The sequence below is a fragment of the Rhizobium fabae genome, assembly GCF_003985135.1.
GTDB lineage: Bacteria > Pseudomonadota > Alphaproteobacteria > Rhizobiales > Rhizobiaceae > Rhizobium > Rhizobium pisi.
This window is the reverse complement of the sequence record NZ_ML133655.1, coordinates 93,148-114,719: the sequence shown is the minus strand read 5'-3', so window position 1 is coordinate 114,719 and position 21,572 is coordinate 93,148. Positions and strand designations below refer to the sequence as shown.

Genomic DNA, 21,572 nt, shown 5'->3' with positions numbered 1-21,572 from the left:
AAGGTCTGCATATCCGCAAAGGTGGAAGCATTCTCGGAATCGAGGATGGGGGAGCTGCCGACGCATGTCGCGTCAGGTTCGATGCGTCGTTTTAGTGAATCTCGCTCTCGTGCAGCGCCGTCAGCAAATCGTCCTGCGTCTGGTGGCCGGCATGATAGAGGTCGATCGCGATACTGGCGATGGAAAGGCCCTGCTGGCTGCGAAGCTTGATGTTGCGCTCGGCACACCATGTGTAGATGGCGCCGGCAAGAACGTCGACGTCTTCGGACTGAGAGGAGAAAGCTGGCGCCATTTGTAGATACCCTTGTTTTGGTTGTCCCTGCCGGAGCGCCGCGCGTCCTATGGGACGCGCCAAGGGCGCTCTATCACTTTGAATTGGCGCAGAACCCCTGTTATCGAGGGGTTCTGCGCTGACGGCAGAGACTGAATTCATTTGGAAAACTTGCAAGCGGCATCATGTGGCTGCGTTAACGCAAGTCGTCTTCCGTCTCTTCGCCGTATCGATCTGAGACAGATCGCCCAGCGCGGGCGGCAAGTGTCCCAAATCAGGATTCGTGGGACAAAAAAACCGGAGACGTTTCCGTCCCCGGCTTTCCGGATTGATATGTCGACCGGCGGCTCAGCCTTCGAAGAATTCCTTCATCCGGGCAAAGAAGCCCGTCGATTCCGGATTGTTCTCCTTGGAGGAAAGCTGCTCGAACTCCTGCAGCAGCTCGCGCTGGCGCTTGGTGAGTTTCTGCGGCGTCTCGATCTGGATCTGGATGTAGAGATCGCCCGTCTGCGCCGAACGCAGCACTGGCATGCCCTTGCTCTTGAGGCGGAACTGTTTGCCCGCCTGCGTGCCCTCAGGCACGCTCACGCGCGACTTCGTGCCGTCGAGCGTCGCCACGTCGAAGGTCCCGCCGAGAGCGGCCGTCGTCATCGAGATCGGAACGGCGCAATAGAGGTCGGCTCCGTCGCGCTGGTAGAATTCGTGCGGCTTCACCGACAGGAAGATATAGAGGTCGCCGGCCGGCCCGCCGCGGGTGCCGGCTTCACCTTCGCCCTGCAGGCGGATGCGCGTGCCGTCTTCGATGCCCGAGGGAATATTGACCGAGAGCGAACGCTCTTCCGTCACCCGGCCCTGGCCGTGACACTTCGGACAAGGATCGGGAATGATCTGGCCGCGGCCGTGGCAGGTCGGGCAGGTCCGCTCGATCGAGAAGAAGCCCTGTGCGGCGCGCACGCGCCCCGTTCCCTGGCAGGTTCCGCAGTTCTTCGGCTGCGTGCCGGGCTTGGCGCCCGAGCCCGAACAGACGTCGCAGGTGATCGACGTCGGAACGCGGATCTGTGCCGTCTTGCCGGAGAAGGCTTCTTCCAGCGTTATTTCCATGTTGTAGCGAAGATCGGCGCCGCGCTCGCGGCCGCCCGACGAGCGCTGGCGGGCGCGTCCGCCGCCCATCATCTCGCCGAAAATATCCTCGAAGATATCGGAGAAGCCGCCGCCGGCAAATCCGCCGCCACCGCCGCCCATGCCGCCCTGCTCGAAGGCCGCATGACCATAACGATCATAGGCCGCCCGCTTCTGCGGGTCCTTGAGCATCTCGTAGGCTTCGTTGATTTCCTTGAACTTCCGTTCCGCGTCCTTGTCATCCGGGTTTTTGTCCGGATGGTATTTCATCGCCAGTTTGCGGAAGGCGCTCTTCAGCTCTTTCTCGTCCGCCGACTTGGCTACACCCAGAGTTTCGTAAAAGTCCGCTTTTGCCATTAAGGATTAAACCCCGGAAATGGATTTCCGGCTGCCATGGTGAGCAGCCGGATCAGGTGTTGAAGCATAACCACGCCGCCGCGGATTACGCGGACTTCTTGCGGTCGTCGTCCTTGATTTCCTCGTAGTCGGCATCGACGACATTGTCGCCGCCTTCCGCGGAGGCATCGGCAGCAGCGCCGCCTTCGGCCTGCTGTGCTTCATAGATCGCCTGGCCGAGCTTCATGGAAACTTCCATGAGGGTCTGGGTCTTGGCCTTGATGTCTTCGGCGTCGGCATCGGTTGCTTCGGTCGCGGACTTCAGAGCAGCGATTGCATCCGAGATCGCGGTACGATCGGCTTCCGAAACCTTGTCACCGTAATCCTTCAGCGACTTTTCCGTGGAGTGGATCAGGCTTTCGGCCTGGTTCTTGGCTTCCACACCTTCGCGGCGCTTCTTGTCTTCGGCAGCGTGCGATTCAGCGTCCTTGACCATCTTCTCGATGTCGGCGTCCGAAAGACCACCGGAAGCCTGGATGCGGATCTGCTGTTCCTTGCCGGTACCCTTGTCCTTGGCCGAAACCTGCACGATGCCGTTCGCGTCGATGTCGAAGGTAACTTCGATCTGCGGAACGCCGCGCGGCGACGGCGGCAGGCCGACGAGGTCGAACTGGCCGAGCAGCTTGTTGTCGGCAGCCATTTCACGCTCGCCCTGCGAGACGCGGATGGTGACGGCCTGCTGGTTGTCGTCTGCGGTCGAGAAGGTCTGGCTCTTCTTCGTCGGGATCGTCGTGTTGCGTTCGATCAGACGAGTGAAGACGCCGCCCAGCGTTTCGATACCGAGAGACAGCGGAGTGACGTCGAGAAGCAGAACGTCCTTGACGTCGCCCTGGAGAACGCCGGCCTGGATGGCGGCGCCGAGAGCGACGACTTCATCCGGGTTGACGCCCTTGTGCGGCTCCTTGCCGAACAGCTGCTTGACGACTTCCTGCACCTTCGGCATGCGGCTCATGCCGCCGACGAGAACGACTTCGTCGATTTCGGCAGCGGTGACGCCGGCATCCTTGAGAGCTGCCTTGCACGGAGCGATCGTGCGCTGGACGAGATCGTCGACCAGGCTTTCGAGCTTGGCGCGGGTCAGCTTCAGCGTCAGGTGCTTCGGGCCGGAGGCGTCAGCCGTGATGAACGGCAGGTTGATTTCCGTCTGCTGCGAAGAGGACAGCTCGATCTTTGCCTTTTCGGATGCTTCCTTGAGGCGCTGCAGGGCGAGCTTGTCGTTCTTCAGGTCGATGCCGTTGTCCTTCTTGAACTCGGCAACGAGATATTCGACGAGACGCATGTCGAAGTCTTCACCGCCGAGGAAGGTATCGCCGTTGGTGGACTTCACTTCGAAGACGCCGTCGCCGATTTCGAGGATCGAAATATCGAAGGTGCCGCCGCCAAGGTCGTAGACGGCGATCGTCTTGCCGTCCTTCTTGTCGAGGCCGTAGGCGAGAGCAGCAGCAGTCGGCTCGTTGATGATGCGCAGCACTTCAAGACCTGCAATGCGGCCGGCATCCTTGGTTGCCTGGCGCTGCGCGTCGTTGAAGTATGCGGGAACGGTGATGACGGCTTTCTCGACCTTTTCGCCGAGATAGGATTCAGCGGTTTCCTTCATCTTCTGAAGGATCATCGCGGAAATCTGTGCGGGCGAGTAGCCCTTGCCATTGGCTTCGACCCAGGCGTCGCCATTGTCGCCCTTGACGATGGTGAAGGGAACGAGGTGCTTGTCCTTCTCGACGGTCGGGTCTTCGTAGCGGCGGCCGATTAGGCGCTTGACCGCAAAGAGCGTGTTCGTCGGATTGGTGACTGCCTGGCGCTTGGCCGGCTGGCCGACGAGGCGTTCGCCATCATCGGAAAATGCCACCATGGAAGGGGTCGTGCGCGCACCTTCCGCATTCTCGATGACCTTCGCGTCCTTGCCGTCCATGACTGCGACGCAGGAATTCGTCGTTCCAAGGTCGATACCAATTACTTTTGCCATGTCATTCTCTCCTTGAAGCAAGCTGTCGGAACCCCGAGAAGGCATTTCCCTGACAGCCCCTTACGGGATGGGTCTACTTAAGATTACGCAATCGTGATTGCGGTGATGCGGCGTATATAAGGAGCGGTTTTCTGGACTGCAAGGCGAGAAATGGCCCGGAATCCAGCAAAACGAATGTGTTGCCTTCAATTTTGACAGTACTCGGGAACAAGGTCTCCCCATATCAGGAAAGCGGCTGATTTCCAGAGCATGTCGCGCAAAACCATGCGGCGGTTTTGCGATCGGGGCACGCGCAAAACCAACGCCGAAAGCGGGCAGGCGAATCTGAAAAATCGCGACATGTTTTAGAGGATCGGGCTTGCGCAGGGCGTGCAGCAAGGATCTCACTGGCCCATGATCAGATCGAGCAGGGTCGTGCGCCGCGGCCGGACGGAAGACGTCGTCTGCGCTGCCCCGACTTCGCCGGGCGGCACGACGCTTCCATAACCGGAACCATCGTCCTCGGCGACGTCGGCTGGAGGAACCGGGCCGTTTCCTGATGTTGCCGCCTGTTGCCGGACAGGCGCCTGCGGATAGCGGTTGGCATTGGCGTCGCCGCCGAAGACGCCGGAAATGATCCCGCCAATCGTCGTCGACGGCGGCACTTCGGCCGTCACCGGCTGTCCGCCGTCGGGTGCCGCCTGCGCCATCGGCTGGCCGCTGTTCGGATCGCCGATCAGCTGGCCGTTGCCGAAGAGCGGCGCCGGCGAAAGGCCCTTATGGGCGGCGACCATGAATTCCTTCCAGGCCTTTGCGGGCAAGCCGCCGCCGGTCACCTTCTTCATCGATTTGCCGTCGTCATTGCCGAACCAGACCCCGGTGGTGAGGTTGCTGGTGAAACCGACGAAGAGCGCGTCGCGTGAATTCTGCGTCGTGCCGGTCTTTCCCGCCGCCTGCCAGCCCGGGATCTTGGCGCTCTTGCCGGTGCCGTTCTCTATGACGCCCATCATCATCGTATCCATCTCGGCGGCGATCTGCTCGGAGAGCACGCGCGGCGGGCTGTCATAGGTGTTTTCGTAGAGAACCTTGCCCTCGGCGGTCGTCACCCTGCGGATGACGTGCGGGGTCGCCTTGTAGCCACCGTTCATGAAGGCGGCGTAGGAGGCGGTGAGTTCCATCAGCGAGACCTCGGACGTGCCGAGCGCGATCGAGGCGTTCGGCTGCAGCTCGCTTTCGATGCCGAGCCGGTGGGCGAGTTTGATCACCTGGTCCGGCCCGTCATACATCACCAGCTGCGCAGCGACGGTGTTCAGCGATTTGGCAAGTGCGGTCGCAAGCGTCACTTCGCCATTGTATTTCTTCTCGTAATTCTCGGGAGTCCAGCCGCCGATGCGGATCGGCGCGTCGTTGAACACCGAATAGGGCGTCAGCCCCTTTTCCAGCGCTGCGGCATAAACGAAGGGCTTGAACGAGGAACCCGGCTGGCGCTTTGCCTTGACGGCGCGGTTGAACTGGCTCGCTGCGTAATCCCTGCCGCCGACGAGTGCGCGGATCGCTCCGGTGCCGTCGATCGAGACGAGGGCGGCCTGCGAGGCGTCGAGCTTGCCGCCTTCCTTGTCGAGCACGTCGACCAGCGATTGTTCGGCCTTCTTTTCCAGCGACTTGTCGATGGTCGTATCGACGATGACGTCTTCCTTGACGTCGCCGATCAGGCCCGGCAACTCGTCCATCACCATATCGGCGACATAGTGCCCGGCCCCCGACCAATAGCTCTTGGCGGAAGCCGGGGTCTGCGACATCGCGGTCTTCACCTCGGAATCGGTGATGAAACCCTGCTCGCGCATTGCCGCGAGCACGAGCTGTGCGCGGGCATTCGCAGCGTCTGCGTCGCGGGCCGGCGAAAGCCGCGATGGCGCCTTCAGCAGGCCGGCCAGAACCGCGGCCTCGCCAAGGTTCACGTCGCGTGCCGATTTATTGAAGTAGCGGCGAGACGCCGCCTCGACGCCATAGGCGTTCGACCCGAAGAACACGCGGTTGAGATACATCGCAAGGATCTGGTCCTTGGTATATTTCTGCTCGAGCCAGAGCGCGAGCAGCACCTCCTGCACCTTACGTTCCAGCGTTCTCTCGGGGGAGAGGAAGAGGTTCTTGGCAAGCTGCTGCGTCAGCGTCGAGCCGCCCTGCACCATATGGCCGGCCGTGAAGTTGGTCACGATCGCCCGGCCGAGGCCGAGCGGATCGACGCCGAAATGCGAATAGAAGCGCCTGTCTTCGATGGCAATGACGGCTTCCGGAATATAGGGTGACATGTTTTCGAGCGACAACGCCTCGCCGCCGGTGGCGCCGCGGTTGGCGATGACGCTGCCGTCGACGGCAGTGATCTTGACGTTGGGCGGCCGTTCCGGGATCGCCCACGTGCTGGCGCTCGGCATGCGCGAGCCGTAATAGAGCACAAGCCCGGCAACGCCGATGCCGGCCCAGATGAAAAGCACGAGGCACCAGTAGATCACGCGGCGAAGGAAGCCGAAAATGCCGCCGCCTTCGCGCTCCCGCGGCTCGCGCTGCCGCCGGGGGGCGGCCCGCTGCGGCGGGGGCTTGGAACCGCCACGCGGCGCCGATCTGCTTCCAACGACGCGATCGTCCGCATCGAGCGAGAATTCGTCATCGTCGCGTGCCGGGCGGCCGCTGAAAGACGGTTCGATTCTGTCGCCTGATCTGCCTCTGCCTGCCATCGCGGAGTGGTCGCATCCCATGTTCGATCGCGAAGCCCGACTTCGCACAACGGCGCTGTAGCACTCTGGAGTGCCGCATAATTTTGCCCATAAATCGATCCCGATCTCAGGAATTATGCAGTCGGCGACGTGATCATCCGCTTGAACTGTAATTGCGGCGATTTAACGGGGTGTTAAAGGCCGGAAAGGCGCTTCAATACTAACGGGCCTCGCAATCGTCGAGAGTTCCGGGATCCTGCGCCGCAGATCTTCTGTCCGGTCGGTGGAACCAATAGGCTTCGTGAATGTTTATGGAGAAGCGGGACAACCCCCTCACGTCCCGCGAATGATCGGCCGTCTCCCCTCAACACGCGCCGATCGACATCAGGCCCGGTGCATCCCTACGTGGGAGCGCCGGGTTTTTTCTTAGAGCAATTCCAGCAAAAGTGCGTAGCGGTTTTGCGTCCGGAATTGCGTGAAAACAAAGAGATAGAGCATTTCCGTGATTCGGAGAAAAACGGAAATGCTCTAGGCGGTTGTCGTGGCTGGGAAACCTCCAAAGAGGACGGCCCGGCCGTCCTCTTCTGTTTCATTCGTCGCAGGAGGGATCGCCGGGGCGGCAATCAAAAACCCTGCGGTCCGGTCTGCGATCATCGCCTCTCCAGTCATCCCCTTGCCGATCGTACCTTTGCCAATCGTCCCTTTGCCGATCATCTCTTTGATTGTCGCCGCGCCGGTCCCGGTCACCATCGCGGTCGCGCCAATCTCGGTCGCGATCCCGCTCACGCCAGTTCCGGTCGCGATCCCGGTTGTCCCGATCACGGTCTCGATCGCGATCCCGGTTGTCGCGGTCGCGGTAGTAATAGTCCGGGCCTCGGCTCCAGCGGTCACGCTCGCGATAGAAATCGCGGTTGCGGTAGTAGCGGTCCCAGTAATTGTCGACGCTGAAGCGGATAACCGGAATGCCGAGCGGACGGTAATATTGCGGACCGACATAGATGCGGCGCTGCTGGTAGAGAGCCTGCACATATTGGCCGGAAACCCAGCCGCGGCCGCCGTAGAATTCGACGTCGCACCAGTTGAGGTCGGAAAGGCATCCGCGGATCTCGACGGAAGAACCTGCGGGTATGATTGCGACGGCAGGATATCGGGTGCTCGGACCCGCGCGCATGTTGACGTTCGCCGTCGAGTAGCCCTCGGCAGCCTGCGCTAGGGCAGGCGCCAGCATGAACAGGCCGGCTGCTGCAATTTTTACAAAGAGGTTTCTCACGCTTCTCAGTCCTTGTTGGCACGTTTTTCAGGCAGCGCTTGGCCGCGTTTCCTCGGCCGCATACCCCTGAAACAAAAGATAGAACGTTCGCCCGCAGCGGTAGCTGCTGCTATCATTCATCTTATCTTTCAATGGCTTATATGCCGCACTCGATGAATGTAGCTTGAACGGCGAAATTTCTGTCAGCGCCTTGAAGCTCCAAGCAATGTTTCCGGCAGAGAGTTGGCGCCGTTAACGCCTCGTTAACCTTTCGGGGGCAGTCTCATTGCAATACCGCTTTCTCCTTGACCACGGATGAACTGGCACTGAGACGAGCGGACGACGAAAGGCCGGTTTGAACCGGCCTTTTTGTTGTCGCGATTTTCGCAAGGGCGCATCCCGTTTGAAGGCGCGCCCTTTTCCCTCTCAGGCAGCGAGCGCCTGAAGGATTCGCACCCAGGAGCGGATGCCCTTGTGGTAGGAGACGAGTTCATATTTCTCGTTCGGCGAATGGATGCGGTCATCGCTGAGGCCGAAGCCGACGAGCAGCGATTCCATACCGAGCATTTTCTGGAAATCCCCGACGATCGGGATCGAGCCGCCCATCCCGATGACGATGGCGGGTTTCGGCCACTCGTCGGAAAGCGCGGTTTTCGCCTTGGTCAGGACAGGTGAGTCATAGGAGAGATGGATCGCCGGCGAGCCGCCATGCGGATGGAATTCGACCGAGCAGTCGGCCGGAATCTTCGAGCTGATATAGCTGCGGAAAGCCTGGCGGATGGCGTCCGGGTCCTGCGTGCCGACAAGGCGGAACGAAACCTTGGCCGAAGCCTTGGCAGCGATCACCGTCTTGAAGCCTTCACCGGTATATCCGCCCCAGATGCCGTTGATTTCAGCGGTCGGCCGCGCCCAGGTGAGCTCGAGCACCGAGCGGCCCTTTTCGCCGGATGGAATGGAAAGGCCGACCTCGCCGAGGAAACTTTCCGCGGTCTTGCCGAGCGTTTCCCATGACGCCTTGATGTTGTCGGGCGTTTCCTCGACGCCGTCGTAGAAACCGTCGAGCGTAATGCGGCCGGTCTCGTCGTGCAGGCCGGCAAGAGCCTCGACGAGAATATGAATCGGATTGGCAGCAGCGCCGCCGAAAAGACCGGAATGCAGGTCGCGGTCGGCGGCCGTCACGACGACTTCCTCGCCGACGAGGCCGCGCAGCGCTGCGGCGATCGCCGGCGTGTCGCGGTCCCACATGCCGGTATCGCAGACGAGCGCATAATCAGCTTTGAGTTCGGCGGCATTGGCTTCGAGGAAGGGCTTGAGCGACGGCGAACCGGATTCCTCTTCGCCCTCGAAGAGGATGGTGATGCGGCAGGGAAGCGCGCCGTTGATCTCCTTGTAGGCGCGGCAGGCTTCGACGAAGGTCATCAACTGGCCCTTGTCGTCGGACGTGCCGCGGCCGGTCAGGATCTTGCGGCCCTCGCCGACATCCTTGATCGACGGCTCAAAAGGATCGTTTTCCCAGAGCTCGACCGGATCGACCGGCTGAACGTCGTAATGGCCGTAGAAGAGGACGTGTGGCGCATCGGCCGAAGCACCGGCATGGTGGGCGACCACCATCGGATGGCCGGGCGTGTCGCGCACCGAGGCTGTAAATCCGAGCCCTTCAAGATAGGCGACGAGCCATTCCGCAGCCTTGCGGCATTCGGCTTTGTAGGCGGGATCGGTGGAAATCGACTGGATGCGCAGAAGTTCGAACAGCTTGTCGAGGCTCGATGGAAGGTTTTGGTCCGCGCGCGCAAGCACCTGATTGATATCGGTCATTTTCGACTCCTTTTTGAAATTCGGCCGGACGATAGACCAAACCAGAAAGGCAGGCGAGGCGGAAAAACAAAAAATCGGCGGCGCGAAAGGCCAGCGGAGCATAGACCGATAGCAGGAAGATTTGCTGGATAATATAGAAGAGAATTCTAATTCAATTTACAGTTATTTAGTACAACCTAAATAGCCTGACCGAATTCAGCTGTTCGAGGTTCGGATGTTTTCGGTCATTACATGTATTCGGGACAATCATGATTGGCGGCTGGTGCTTGCGGCCGCTGCGGTCTGCCTGGTCGGCGCGATGTCGGCGATGCTGCCGCTTTCCCGCGCCCAGGAATGCGATGCCGGGCGGCGCAAACTCTGGATCGGCGCCTCGGCTTTCGCCTTCGGCACCGGCGTATGGGCAACGCACTTCATCGCGATGCTGGCCTATGACGGCGGCGTGCCGATCGGCTACCAGCTGGGTCTGACGGCGCTTTCCTTCCTCCTGTCGGTTGTCGGTTCGTGGGTGGCGATCCTCGTCGCTTCAGAAAGCCGCGGCAGGTTTTCTCCCATCTTCGGCGGCGTGCTGATGGCGTTCGGCATCGCCTCCATGCACCTGACCGGCATGCAGGCGATCGAAACGCAGGCGGTAATCCTCTACGATCCCGTCATGACGCTGAGTGCGGTTCTCGCGGGAGCGCTGCTGTCGAGCGCCGCCTTCTATGCCTTTTTCCAATTGAGGGGAGCGAGGCGGCTCGTCGCCTCGTCAATCACTTTCGTCCTCGCGATCTGCGCTCTCCATTTCATCTCGATGGCCAGCATCACGCTCGTGCCGGATCCCGGCAATCAGGTTCCTGCAACGGTGCTCGATGCCAGCCTGCTTGCCACGATCGTCGTGGTGGCAGCGATGACGCTCATTCTGATTGCGCTCGCGGTGGTCTTTATCGAAAGCCATCTGACGGATCTGAGGGGGCTCGCGAATGCCTCACAGGAAGGGCTGTTGATCCTGCGCGATGGCCGGATCATCGATGCCAATGAACGTTTCCAGGGGCTTTCCGGCTGGAAGCTTGCCGACCTTGCCGGCAAGGCGCCCTCGGCCGTTTTGACCGCTACCCAGGGGACAGGACAGAACGGGCCCGGCGAGACGCTGCTCAACACCAGGAAAGGCAGGGAGATCGCCGTCGAAGTGACCTCAAGCAGGATCGTCTATCGCGGGCACAATTGCGAGGTGCTTGCAGTGCGTGATCTCACCGAGCGCAGGCAGGCCGAGGAGATGATCGAACATCTCGCCCACCACGATGTGCTCACCGATCTGCCGAACAGGTCGCTGTTCGATACCCGCATCCGACAAGCGTTGCAGATGGCCGAACGAAAGAATAGCCAGGTTGCCCTCTTCTATCTCGACCTCGATCGCTTCAAGTCCGTCAACGATATCTTCGGTCATGCCGAAGGCGACCGCATTCTCGGCAAGGTCGCCTCGATCCTGCGCCGCGTGGCCGATGAAAGCGATACGATCGCCCGCCTCGGCGGCGATGAATTCGCCATCATCCAGCCCGCCGGGCAGCAGCCGGCTGCGGCGCAAAAACTTGCAACGGCGATCCTCGACGAGTTCGCCGCCGAGATGGACACGGCGCGTGATCCCACAGCCGTCGGCGTCAGCGTCGGCATTGCGCTCTATCCCGCGGATGGAACTGCTGCCGAAGATCTCTGCAACAATGCCGATACTGCGCTCTACCGCGTCAAGCATGACGGTCGCGGCAAGGTGTGTTTCTTCGATGCGGAAATGGACAAGGCGGCAAGGAACCGTCGCCAGATCGAAAGCGAACTGCGCCATGCCATCATCCGCAACCAGATTTATGTCAGCTATCAGCCGATCCTCGATGCGCAAAGCGGCGAGATCGGCGGCTACGAGGCTTTGATGCGCTGGAACCGGCCGGGCCACGGTTTGACCGAGCCCGATATCTTCATCCCGATCGCCGAGGAAAGCGGCTCGATCGTCCAACTCGGCGAATGGGTCTTGCAGCAGGCCTGCAGGGAGGCCGTGCGCTGGCCGTTGCCGTTGCGGATTGCCGTCAATCTTTCGCCCGTGCAATTCATGCTGCCGAACCTTTGTGAGCGGATCGAGGCGATCCTTGCCGAAACCGGACTTGCGCCCGACCGACTGGAAATCGAGATCACTGAGGCAGCGCTCATCCGTGATCGCGACCGGGTGATGACGACGCTGCTGCGGCTGCACAAGCTCGGCGTGCACATCGTCATGGATGATTTCGGCACCGGTTTCTCCTCGCTTTCCAACCTGCGTTCATTCCCTTTTGACAAGATCAAGGTCGATCGCAGTTTCACCGGCGTGCTGGAACATGATGCGGCGGCGCGCTCGATCGTGCGCGCCATCATCGGCCTTGGTCATAGCCTCGGCATGCCTGTTGTGACGGAGGGTGTGGAAACCGAAATGCAGCGCCGGATCGTCGTCGAGGAGGGCTGCACGCAAGTGCAGGGGCTTCTGCTCGGCAAGCCGGATATCGAGCCGAGCGTCAAGCTCGCCGCCTGCGAAAGCCTTCTGTCCGAACAACTCGAAACCGGCGTGCTGCCGTTGCGACGCGCGCACCTTGTCCGCGAGTGATCTTACAGCGCCGCGCGTCTTTTCAGACGCGCAAAGGACGCTGTAACACTTTGAATTATACAGTAGTCAGAGCGCCTTGGCGTTTTCCAGGAGCCGGCGGATATATTCGAGCGTCAGCTCGCGTTCGAAAACCCGAAAACCCTTGAACAGCGCAAGGTCGGCCTCGCGCGCGGTCTCGATCGCCTCGGCCTCCATGGCGCGGGCCCTCGGCGTCAGGAAGATCAGTTGCGCCCGTTTGTCGGATGGATGCGGCCGGCGTTCGATCAGCCCGTCGCGGACCATGCGCGAAAGCGTATTGGCCATGGTCGCCTGCTCGATATCGACCCGCTCGAGAAGCTGTTTCTGGGTCAGCCCGTCCTCTGCCCAGAGCTCCAGTAAAATGGGAAACTGGCCCGGAGAAAAACCGAGCCCGACCGCGCGCTGGTGCAGCGAGCGGGCAAAACCCTTCGCCAACTGGCTGGCAAGGTAGGCTCCCGAATCCATGCGGTTAAATCCCATGATTGCAAGTTGGCTCAAAAGCTTGACGGAGACAATGCAGCAAATCGCAGACAACGCTCCAAAACATGCAGGCTGCGATCGAATTTCGACTATCGCGAGAAAACAAAGTCGCCATGGCCTGGAGGTTGGCCATGGCGACCTTAAAATGGGGACAAAGGCCCGGAGAGGGGGATAAGGCCTTTGTCCAAGCCTGATGCGGCGGGGGACAAGCCGGTAATCAGACCCGCGGCGCGATCAAGCGCCGGTGACATGAACTTGTGGCTGCGAATGTGGTTTTTCAAGGGAGAAGGCGCGTTACAAATCGGTAACAGTTTGGTGAGCGGGGTCCTCGCGGTTCGAACGCCATAATCCGTTTCGCGCGCCGAACTTTATATGGACCTCGTCCCGTGCCCGCGCTATCCATGGACGCATGAAAAAAGGCGATCACCTCTTCCTAGTCGATGGTTCCGGATTCATTTTTCGGGCGTTTCATGCATTGCCGCCGCTGACGCGCAAGACCGACGGCCTGCCGGTCGGCGCCGTTTCCGGTTTCTGCAACATGCTGTGGAAGCTTCTGAGGGATGCGCGCAATACCGATGTCGGCGTGACGCCAACCCATCTCGCCGTGATTTTCGATTATTCCTCGAAGACGTTTCGCAAGGATCTCTACGACGCCTACAAGGCGAACCGATCCGCGCCTCCGGAAGAACTCATTCCGCAATTCGGCCTGATCCGAGAAGCGACCCGCGCTTTCAACCTGCCCTGCATCGAGACCGAGGGCTTCGAAGCGGACGATATCATCGCCACCTACGCCCGCCAGGCGGAAGCGACCGGCGCCGATGTCACCATCGTCTCGTCCGACAAGGATCTGATGCAGCTCGTCACCTCCAATGTCCACATGTATGACAGCATGAAGGACAAGCAGATCGGCATTCCCGATGTCATCGAGAAATGGGGCGTGCCGCCGGAAAAGATGATCGACCTGCAGGCGATGACCGGCGATTCCGTCGACAACGTTCCCGGCATTCCCGGCATCGGCCCGAAAACCGCTGCCCAGCTTCTCGAGGAGTACGGCGATCTCGATACGCTGCTCGAACGCGCTACCGAGATCAAGCAGGTCAAGCGCCGCGAGACGATCCTCGCCAATATCGACATGGCCAAGCTCTCGCGTGAGCTTGTGCGGCTGCGCACCGATGTGCCGCTGGATCTCGACCTCGACGCGCTGGTGCTGGAACCGCAGAATGGCCCGAAGCTGATCGGCTTCCTCAAGACGATGGAATTCACGACGCTGACGCGCCGCGTCGCGGAAGTCTGCGATTGTGATGCAAGCGCCATCGAGCCGGCGGTCGTCCGTATCGAATGGGGTGAGGCGGCCCACGGCCCCGATCTCGATGTGGCGGAGCCGGAACCGGTTGCCGGCGGCATCCCCGAAGTTTCTGGCGACGCTGTGCCCGTGCCGCCGCGCGCAAAAGCGAAGGCTGCGGTCGAAGGCGCCTTCGCACCTGCCGATCTTGCCAAGGCGCGGGCCGAAGCCTTTGCGAGCCTGCCTTTCGATCATTCGGCCTACGTTGCGATCCGCGATCTGGCGACGCTCGACCGCTGGATTGCCGATGCGCGCGATACCGGCCTCGTCGCTTTCGATACCGAGACCACGTCGCTCGATGCGATGCAGGCCGAGCTTGTCGGCTTCTCGATGGCGATCGCCGACAATATGGCCGATCCCACGGGCACGAAGATCCGCGCCGCCTATATTCCGCTTACCCATAAGAACGGCGTCGGCGATCTGCTCGGCGGCGGCCTTGTCGAAAACCAGATCCCGATGCGCGATGCTCTGCCGCGGCTGAAGGCGCTGCTGGAGGACGAATCGGTTCTGAAAGTGGCCCAGAACCTGAAATACGATTACCTGCTGATGAAGCGCTACGGCATCGAGACGAAGAGTTTCGACGACACGATGCTGATTTCCTATGTGCTCGACGCCGGCACCGGCGCACACGGCATGGATCCGCTCTCGGAGAAATTCCTCGGCCATACGCCGATCGCCTATAAGGACGTGGCCGGCAGCGGCAAGGCAAATGTTACCTTCGATCTGGTCGATATCGACCGTGCCACCCATTATGCCGCCGAAGACGCCGAAGTGACGCTGCGCCTCTGGCTGGTGCTGAAGCCGAGGCTGGCGGCGGCAGGGCTGACCAGCGTCTATGAACGGCTGGAACGGCCGCTGCTGCCGGTGCTGGCACGCATGGAAGCGCGCGGCATCACCGTCGACCGGCAGATCCTGTCGCGCCTCTCCGGCGAGCTGGCCCAGGGTGCCGCGAGGCTGGAGGACGAGATCTACGTGCTGGCCGGCGAACGGTTCAACATCGGCTCGCCGAAACAGCTGGGCGACATCCTGTTCGGCAAGATGGGCCTTGCCGGCGGCAGCAAGACGAAAACGGGGCAATGGTCCACCTCCGCGCAGGTGCTCGAGGATCTCGCCGCCGCCGGTTTCGAGCTGCCGCGCAAGATCGTCGACTGGCGCCAGCTCACCAAACTGAAATCCACCTATACCGACGCACTCCCCGGCTACGTCCACCCGGAGACCAAGCGGGTCCACACCTCCTACTCGCTGGCATCGACGACGACGGGGCGCCTGTCCTCCTCCGAGCCGAACCTGCAGAACATTCCGGTGCGCACATCGGAAGGCCGCAAGATCCGCACGGCCTTCATCTCGACACCAGGCTACAAGTTGATCTCGGCCGACTACAGCCAGATCGAACTGCGCGTTCTTGCCCATGTGGCCGAGATCCCGCAGCTGACCAAGGCCTTCGAGGATGGCGTCGACATCCATGCCATGACCGCTTCGGAAATGTTCGGCGTGCCTGTCGAAGGCATGCCGGGCGAGGTGCGCCGCCGCGCCAAGGCGATCAATTTCGGCATCATCTACGGCATCTCGGCCTTCGGGCTCGCCAACCAGCTCTCGATCGAGCGTTCGGAAGCCGGCGACTACATCAAGAAGTATTTCGAGCGATTCCCCGGCATTCGCGACTATATGGAAAGCCGCAAGGCCATGGCGCGCGACAAGGGTTATGTCGAGACGATCTTCGGCCGGCGAATCAACTATCCGGAAATCCGCTCTTCCAATCCATCAGTGCGCGCCTTCAACGAGCGCGCCGCGATCAACGCGCCGATCCAGGGCTCGGCTGCCGACGTTATCCGCCGGGCGATGATCAAGATGGAGCCGGCGCTTGTTGAAGCCGGCCTTGCAGAGCGCGTCCGCATGCTGCTGCAGGTGCATGACGAACTCATCTTCGAAGTCGAGGACGAGGATGTCGAAAAGGCAATGCCGATCATCGTCTCGGTCATGGAAAACGCCACCATGCCGGCGCTCGAAATGCGCGTGCCGCTGAGGGTCGATGCGCGCGCCGCCACCAATTGGGACGAGGCGCATTAACCCCGTCCCTTAAAACGGAAAAGATTTTTCTGCCTCACGCAAATCATTGAAATGGCAGCAAATTACCTCCGAGACCCGTATCGGAACGATACGGCAAGAAGGAACTTATTAACCTTCCTTTTCTATCCCGGTAGGGTCGTAATTTGCCAAGCATGAGTGAGTAGCGGACGCATGCGTTTTCCCAGAACCAACTTGACGGATGCCGCGGATTTTTCCGGCGGACTTGAAACGGAACTTCCGGAGGAAATCGCAGGCGAAAAGCCGGCTGCGCCGGTCTGGCAGAGCAATTTCTCCCTGGCGCCGAACGTTCGCTTCACCCGCACGCCGGAGACGCTGATCAGCAAGCGCCGCGCGCCGAACGAGCCGGGTCGCGATGATTCGCAGATTGCACAGCAGGCGATACGAATCGAGCCGGTCACCGTCGACGTGCCGTTCGATATCTACCTGCCCGAGCCGGACGAGATTCCCGCAGCCCCTGTCCATACGATCGAGCCGCAGCAGCCGCCGCTCTCCGATCGGGCCGATGCGCCGAGCCTGCGTGCCGCTTCCGAACTTTCTGCGATTTCGGATTTCGCCTTCTGGGAAGTCATGGCCTTCGAGGAAGCCGAGCCGGTTCGTGTGCCCGCGATCGTCCTGCCGAAGATCGAGACGGCGCCCGAATCGATCACCTCATTGTTCCGCGTCATGGAATGGCGTCCGGGCGCGCCGAAATCCGCTCCCGTCGCATCCCGCCCGGTTCAGCCGCCTGCCTCAACATCTGTGCGGGCTGCCGTGCGCCCGCCGGCCGCAATATCGCTGGAAAGGCCCGCGCCTGTTGCCGAAGCGCCGATCGCGCCGGTTCCTCAGGCAGCCCCTGCGCCCCGGCCGACGCCTCCCGTCGCCGCGGTTCTGCCCTCGCCGCGCCGTGCGGCAAGGCCTGAGAAGATCGGCCCGTCAGGCTACGAATTCCCGCCGCGCGCCCTTTTGCAGGAGCCGCCGGAACGTATCGGCGAGATCATGTCGCAGGAGACGCTGGAGCAGAATGCCGGTCTTTTGGAAAGCGTGCTCGAGGATTTCGGCATCAAGGGCGAGATCATCCATGTCCGCCCAGGCCCGGTCGTCACCCTCTATGAATTCGAGCCGGCACCGGGCGTGAAGTCGTCCCGCGTCATCGGTCTTGCCGACGACATCGCCCGCTCGATGTCGGCGCTTTCGGCCCGCGTCGCCGTCGTGCCAGGCCGCAATGTCATCGGCATCGAATTGCCGAACGTCATGCGTGAAACCGTCTATTTCCGCGAGATGATCGAGAGCCAGGATTTCGAAAAGAGCGGCTATAAGCTGGCGCTCGGCCTCGGCAAGACCATCGGCGGCGAGCCTGTCATTGCGGAGCTTGCCAAGATGCCGCACCTGCTCGTCGCCGGCACCACCGGCTCGGGCAAATCGGTCGCCATCAACACGATGATCCTGTCGCTGCTCTACCGCATGACGCCGGAACAGTGCCGCCTGATCATGGTCGATCCGAAGATGCTCGAACTCTCCGTCTATGACGGCATTCCGCACCTCCTCACCCCTGTCGTCACAGACCCGAAGAAGGCGGTGATGGCGCTCAAATGGGCCGTCCGCGAGATGGAGGAACGCTACCGCAAAATGTCGCGCCTCGGCGTGCGCAATATCGACGGCTACAACGACCGCGTGGCGCAGGCCCGCGAAAAGGGCGAGACCATCAACGTCATGGTCCAGGTCGGTTTCGACAAGGGCACCGGCGTTCCGATCGAGGAAAGCCAGCCGCTGGATCTGACGCCGATGCCCTATATCGTCGTCATCGTCGACGAGATGGCCGACCTGATGATGGTGGCCGGCAAGGAAATTGAAGGCGCGATCCAGCGCCTTGCGCAGATGGCCCGCGCCGCCGGCATCCATTTGATCATGGCGACACAGCGTCCGTCGGTCGACGTCATCACCGGCACGATCAAGGCGAACTTCCCGACCCGCATCTCCTTCCAGGTGACATCGAAGATCGACAGCCGCACGATCCTCGGCGAGCAAGGCGCAGAACAGCTGCTCGGCCAGGGCGATATGCTGCACATGCAGGGCGGCGGGCGCATTGCCCGCGTCCACGGCCCCTTCGTCTCGGATACCGAGGTCGAAAAGGTCGTTGCCCATCTGAAGACGCAGGGCCGCCCCGAATATCTCGACACCGTCACCGCCGACGAGGAGGAAGAGACGGAAGAGGAGGAAGCCGGCGCCGTCTTCGACAAGAGCGCCATGGCTTCCGAAGATGGAAACGAACTCTACGAGCAGGCGGTCAAGGTCGTCATGCGCGACAAGAAATGCTCCACTTCCTATATCCAACGCCGCCTCGGCATCGGCTACAACAGAGCCGCCTCATTGGTGGAACGCATGGAAAAGGAAGGCCTCGTCGGCCCGGCCAATCACGTCGGCAAGCGCGAGATCGTATCGGGGCGTGGCGACGGCGACTGATCGCGGGCGCGCCTGAGCGCCCGTACTCCATTCATGTCTTCAGGACGGCCAGCCGGATTGTCTCGGCGACAAATCCGGTCTTTCCGCCGGTGTAGAAATCCCAGTCGCCATTTGCCTCCGCCGCCAGCCGGCGTTTCAGGTCGGCATAGGCCTTGGCCCTCTCGGAGTGTTTCCGGAGATAGTCGCGAAAAAGGATGCGCTCCCGATGTGCGCTATTATCGGGTCCGCACAGATAGAGCCTGAACCCGTAATCTTGATGAGCGCGCGTGAAGGCCCATCGATTTTCTCCCGTGTCGCCATGGAAGATGAAATCTGCAGCACGCATGATTTCGATCGCCGCCGGCAGGGCTTCTTCGGAGATGACGGCATCAACGTCAATCTTCCGTTTGGCTGCCAGGCCGGGCACCGATGTACTGCCGATATGATCGATGGAAAGCAGGAGGCCGCCGAGCAGCGCGGAAACCTCAGCACTGATTTCGGCAAAGCGTTGCGGCCAGGAAGGATCGTAGTCGACCACCCGGATGGCGCGCATACCCTTCCTCCCAATCCCGGCTAGCGCACCTCGGCCAGCAGCCCGTCCAAGATCTTGATCATCTTCTGTTCGGCCTCTTCGAGCGAGCCGCTATTGTCGAGATCCGTCACGTCGTATTCGCCGCGAACCGTCAGCGGTCCGCGGGCGAGCCTGGCCATGATATCCTCATGCGTCTCGCGCCCGCGCGCCTCCAGCCGGCCGGCGAGCACTTCGGGGCTGGCGGTGACATTGATGACCTTGAGGCGCGGGAAGGCCGCCTGGAAACGGTGGAGCGCCGAGCGCGAGCCGTTGGCGACGACGATATGGCCTCTCGACAGCGCCACCGAGACCTCGGCCGGAATGCCGTATTTGAGGCCGTGTGCTTCCCACCAGACGGCGAAGGAGCCCGACTGCTCCATGGCGGCAAACCCTTGGAGGGAGACGGAAAGATGGTCTTCGCCGCCGGCGTCACGGTGGCGGGTAATTACACGGCGGGTGAAATGAACGTTTTCACGGCCGGCAAAGCGCCGGGCGGCGAGGTTCATCAGCGTGTCCTTGCCGGCGCCGCTCGGCCCGACAACGACGACCATGATGCCGCGCTCGGCCCCGGCTGCGGCATGGGGTTCGTGCGGCGTCATGCGACACGGCGTCCTTGGCGCCAGACGGAGCGTGTCACCGGCACGCCATGCGAACGATGAACGCGGACGAGATCGGCGCGCAGCCCTGTCGCGATCCTGCCGCGATCATCGAGGCTGACGGTGCGGGCGGGCGTCGACGTCACCATGGCGATCGCCTTCGGCAGCGTGATGCTCTCGACTTCGTCGGCGAGAATGAAGGGCGCATGCAGCAGGCTGAGCGGCACGTAGTCGGAGGAAAGCACGTCGAGCACGCCCATCTCGGCGAGATCGCGCGCGGCGATATTGCCGGAATGGGATTTGCCGCGCACGATGTTCGGCGCGCCCATCAGCACGCTCATACCATGCTCGTGCGATGCCCGGGCGGCGTCGAAACTGGTCGGGAATTCGGCAAGGCGCACGCCGTTGTCGATCGCCTCGTCGACATGGGAAAGCGTCGCGTCGTCGTGGCTTGCGACCGTGATGCCGCGCTCGGCGCAGACCTTCGCAATGGCGTTGCGATGCGGCGTTGAATTGCGCGCCGATTCCGCCTGCCGCTTGGCGACGAAACGAGCGAAGACCTCGTCGCTCAAGCCCCGCTTCTTCTGGTAGTAGAAGATATATTGATCCATCGTCTGGAATTGCCGCTGGCCCGGCGCATGATCCATCAGCGAGACGAGCCGGACATGCCGGTCGTTTTCGAAATCGGCAAAATGTTCGAGAACATTGTCCGCCGAGACTTCGCAGCGCAGGTGGAGCAAGTGCTCGGCGCGCAGCCTTCCCTCCTTCTCCGCCGCCTGGATGGCATCGGCCATCTCCCGCATCTCGCCATGTTCGAAGCCGCCGTCTTCATCCGCGCCCATGCGCAGGCAGTCGAAGACCGTGGTGATGCCTGAGGTGACGATCTGGGCGTCGTGCGCCTGGACTGCCGCCGTCTTGTTCCAGCGAATGCCGGGACGTGGCTGATAGTGGCCCTCGAGATGGTCGGTATGCAATTCCACGAGACCGGGAATGATATAATCGCCTTCGAAATCTTCGCCGGCTATCGAATTGCCTTCGGAGATGTCTGCAATCTTGCCATCGCGAATAAGGATCGACCCCGAGAGGATGTCATCCTCGAGAACGATGCGGGCGTTGGAAAACACGGTCTCTTTGCTCATGTCGTCAGATCTTTCAGCTTTTGGCGCCGGCAAGCGGCAGCCAGGAATGAACTTTGAACGGGGCGCCGCGCGCCTCCTCGGTGAAGACGGCAAGGCCGGAAATCAAAAGCGGCCGGCCGGTGAAATCGGCAAAACGCTCGGTCAGGACCGCCTTCATGACGTCGGCTCGCTCTGCGGGCACCTGGCCGCTCAGCGTCATGTGAAAGCCGAAATCCTCCATGACGTAAGGATAACCCCAGCGCTGCAGATTGGCGCGCTGGCTGTCGCTGAGCTTCTCCGGGCTGCGCCGCACGATATCGGCCTCGGAAAGCGCCGCACGGAACGGCTCGAAAGACTTTACCACTTTCGCGGCGAAATCCTGAAGAGGTTGATGAAGAGAACCGGGAACGAGGGCAAAAAAACGGCCGAGCTGGCCGAGAACAAGCTCGGGAATCTCGAAGGCCGGCGTGCGGGCGGCAAAATCCTCGGCAACTGTCATGAGATCTTTCTCGGTGACAGAAGTTGCAAGCGAAAACGGCGCCTTGATCGTGGCGTGAAAACCGTAGCGGCGCGGGTCGGCGGTCAGATCGAACTGCTCCACCGCGCCGAGCCTCTCATGGTCCGGTGCAGGATAAGTCTCGCCGGTGAAGGCATCGCGGCCGAGCCAAAGCGAGGCCGCGCCGACAAGGGGATCATCCTTCGGCGGCGAAAAATAGAGAGCGTAGCGCAAGGCTTTTATCCTGGGGATCGTCGAAACGGGGAGCGCAATGTGCAGTGATTTGGCGGCGAACCGCAAGCAGGTTCCCGGCTAAAAGATTTCCGTGACAGAATGATGATGA

The 21,572-nt window shown here is 61.4% G+C and carries 14 protein-coding genes; 3 read left to right on the top strand and 11 right to left on the bottom strand.

Features of this window, described 5'->3' with window-relative positions; all coding sequences use genetic code 11:
* Nucleotides 1–91: 91 nt before the first annotated feature.
* From EFB14_RS22485 to EFB14_RS22460, 6 genes are all read right to left on the bottom strand, one after another.
* Nucleotides 92–292, bottom strand: a complete 201-nt coding sequence (locus EFB14_RS22485; protein ID WP_125846691.1) for a hypothetical protein — start codon at nt 290–292, stop codon at nt 92–94.
* Between the two features lie 327 nt (nt 293–619).
* Nucleotides 620–1,747, bottom strand: coding sequence for a molecular chaperone DnaJ (gene dnaJ, locus EFB14_RS22480; RefSeq protein ID WP_126828934.1), 1,128 nt, complete (start codon nt 1,745–1,747; stop codon nt 620–622).
* A gap of 85 nt (nt 1,748–1,832) precedes the next feature.
* Nucleotides 1,833–3,749, bottom strand: coding sequence for a molecular chaperone DnaK (gene dnaK, locus EFB14_RS22475; RefSeq protein WP_125846689.1), 1,917 nt, complete (start codon nt 3,747–3,749; stop codon nt 1,833–1,835).
* 383 nt (nt 3,750–4,132) lie between these two features.
* Complete coding sequence (locus EFB14_RS22470; RefSeq protein ID WP_126828933.1) at nt 4,133–6,460, bottom strand: transglycosylase domain-containing protein; 2,328 nt, start codon at nt 6,458–6,460, stop codon at nt 4,133–4,135.
* A 568-nt stretch (nt 6,461–7,028) separates the two neighbouring features.
* Nucleotides 7,029–7,709 carry an SH3 domain-containing protein gene (locus tag EFB14_RS22465; protein WP_126828932.1) on the bottom strand — a complete coding sequence of 227 codons (681 nt, stop codon included), beginning with the start codon at nt 7,707–7,709 and terminating at the stop codon, nt 7,029–7,031.
* Nucleotides 7,710–8,114: 405 nt separating this feature from the next.
* Complete coding sequence (locus tag EFB14_RS22460; protein ID WP_126828931.1) at nt 8,115–9,503, bottom strand: dipeptidase; 1,389 nt, start codon at nt 9,501–9,503, stop codon at nt 8,115–8,117.
* 214 nt (nt 9,504–9,717) lie between these two features.
* Between EFB14_RS22460 and EFB14_RS22455 the strand changes: the two genes are divergently transcribed.
* Nucleotides 9,718–12,102, top strand: coding sequence for a bifunctional diguanylate cyclase/phosphodiesterase (locus tag EFB14_RS22455; RefSeq protein ID WP_126828930.1), 2,385 nt, complete (start codon nt 9,718–9,720; stop codon nt 12,100–12,102).
* 66 nt (nt 12,103–12,168) lie between these two features.
* Here EFB14_RS22455 and EFB14_RS22450 read toward each other — a convergent pair whose 3' ends face one another.
* Nucleotides 12,169–12,585, bottom strand: coding sequence for a MarR family winged helix-turn-helix transcriptional regulator (locus EFB14_RS22450; protein ID WP_126828929.1), 417 nt, complete (start codon nt 12,583–12,585; stop codon nt 12,169–12,171).
* Between the two features lie 424 nt (nt 12,586–13,009).
* On the opposite strand from EFB14_RS22450, the gene polA reads away from it, so the two are divergent.
* Together polA and EFB14_RS22440 are read left to right on the top strand one after the other, a co-directional pair.
* Nucleotides 13,010–16,009, top strand: a complete 3,000-nt coding sequence (gene polA, locus EFB14_RS22445; protein WP_126828928.1) for a DNA polymerase I — start codon at nt 13,010–13,012, stop codon at nt 16,007–16,009.
* 171 nt (nt 16,010–16,180) lie between these two features.
* On the top strand, nt 16,181–18,469 hold the full coding sequence (locus tag EFB14_RS22440; protein ID WP_126828927.1) for a DNA translocase FtsK: 2,289 nt from the start codon (nt 16,181–16,183) through the stop codon (nt 18,467–18,469).
* Nucleotides 18,470–18,500: 31 nt separating this feature from the next.
* Here the strand turns inward: EFB14_RS22440 and EFB14_RS22435 are convergent, their stop codons facing one another.
* Genes EFB14_RS22435 through EFB14_RS22420 form a run of 4 tightly spaced genes read right to left on the bottom strand, consistent with a single transcriptional unit; the run spans nt 18,501 to nt 21,463 of the window.
* Nucleotides 18,501–19,001: a GrpB family protein gene (locus tag EFB14_RS22435; RefSeq protein ID WP_126828926.1), complete on the bottom strand. Its 501-nt coding sequence runs from the start codon at nt 18,999–19,001 to the stop codon at nt 18,501–18,503.
* A 20-nt stretch (nt 19,002–19,021) separates the two neighbouring features.
* Complete coding sequence (gene phnN, locus EFB14_RS22430) at nt 19,022–19,618, bottom strand: phosphonate metabolism protein/1,5-bisphosphokinase (PRPP-forming) PhnN (protein ID WP_126828925.1); 597 nt, start codon at nt 19,616–19,618, stop codon at nt 19,022–19,024.
* The gene (locus EFB14_RS22425; RefSeq protein ID WP_126828924.1) at nt 19,615–20,754 is read right to left on the bottom strand and encodes an alpha-D-ribose 1-methylphosphonate 5-triphosphate diphosphatase; all 1,140 of its coding nucleotides are present in this window, start codon (nt 20,752–20,754) and stop codon (nt 19,615–19,617) included. The genes phnN and EFB14_RS22425 overlap by 4 nt, the downstream gene beginning before the upstream one ends.
* 13 nt (nt 20,755–20,767) lie before the next feature.
* Nucleotides 20,768–21,463 carry a DUF1045 domain-containing protein gene (locus EFB14_RS22420; RefSeq protein WP_126828923.1) on the bottom strand — a complete coding sequence of 232 codons (696 nt, stop codon included), beginning with the start codon at nt 21,461–21,463 and terminating at the stop codon, nt 20,768–20,770.
* Between the last annotated feature and the right edge of the window lie 109 nt (nt 21,464–21,572).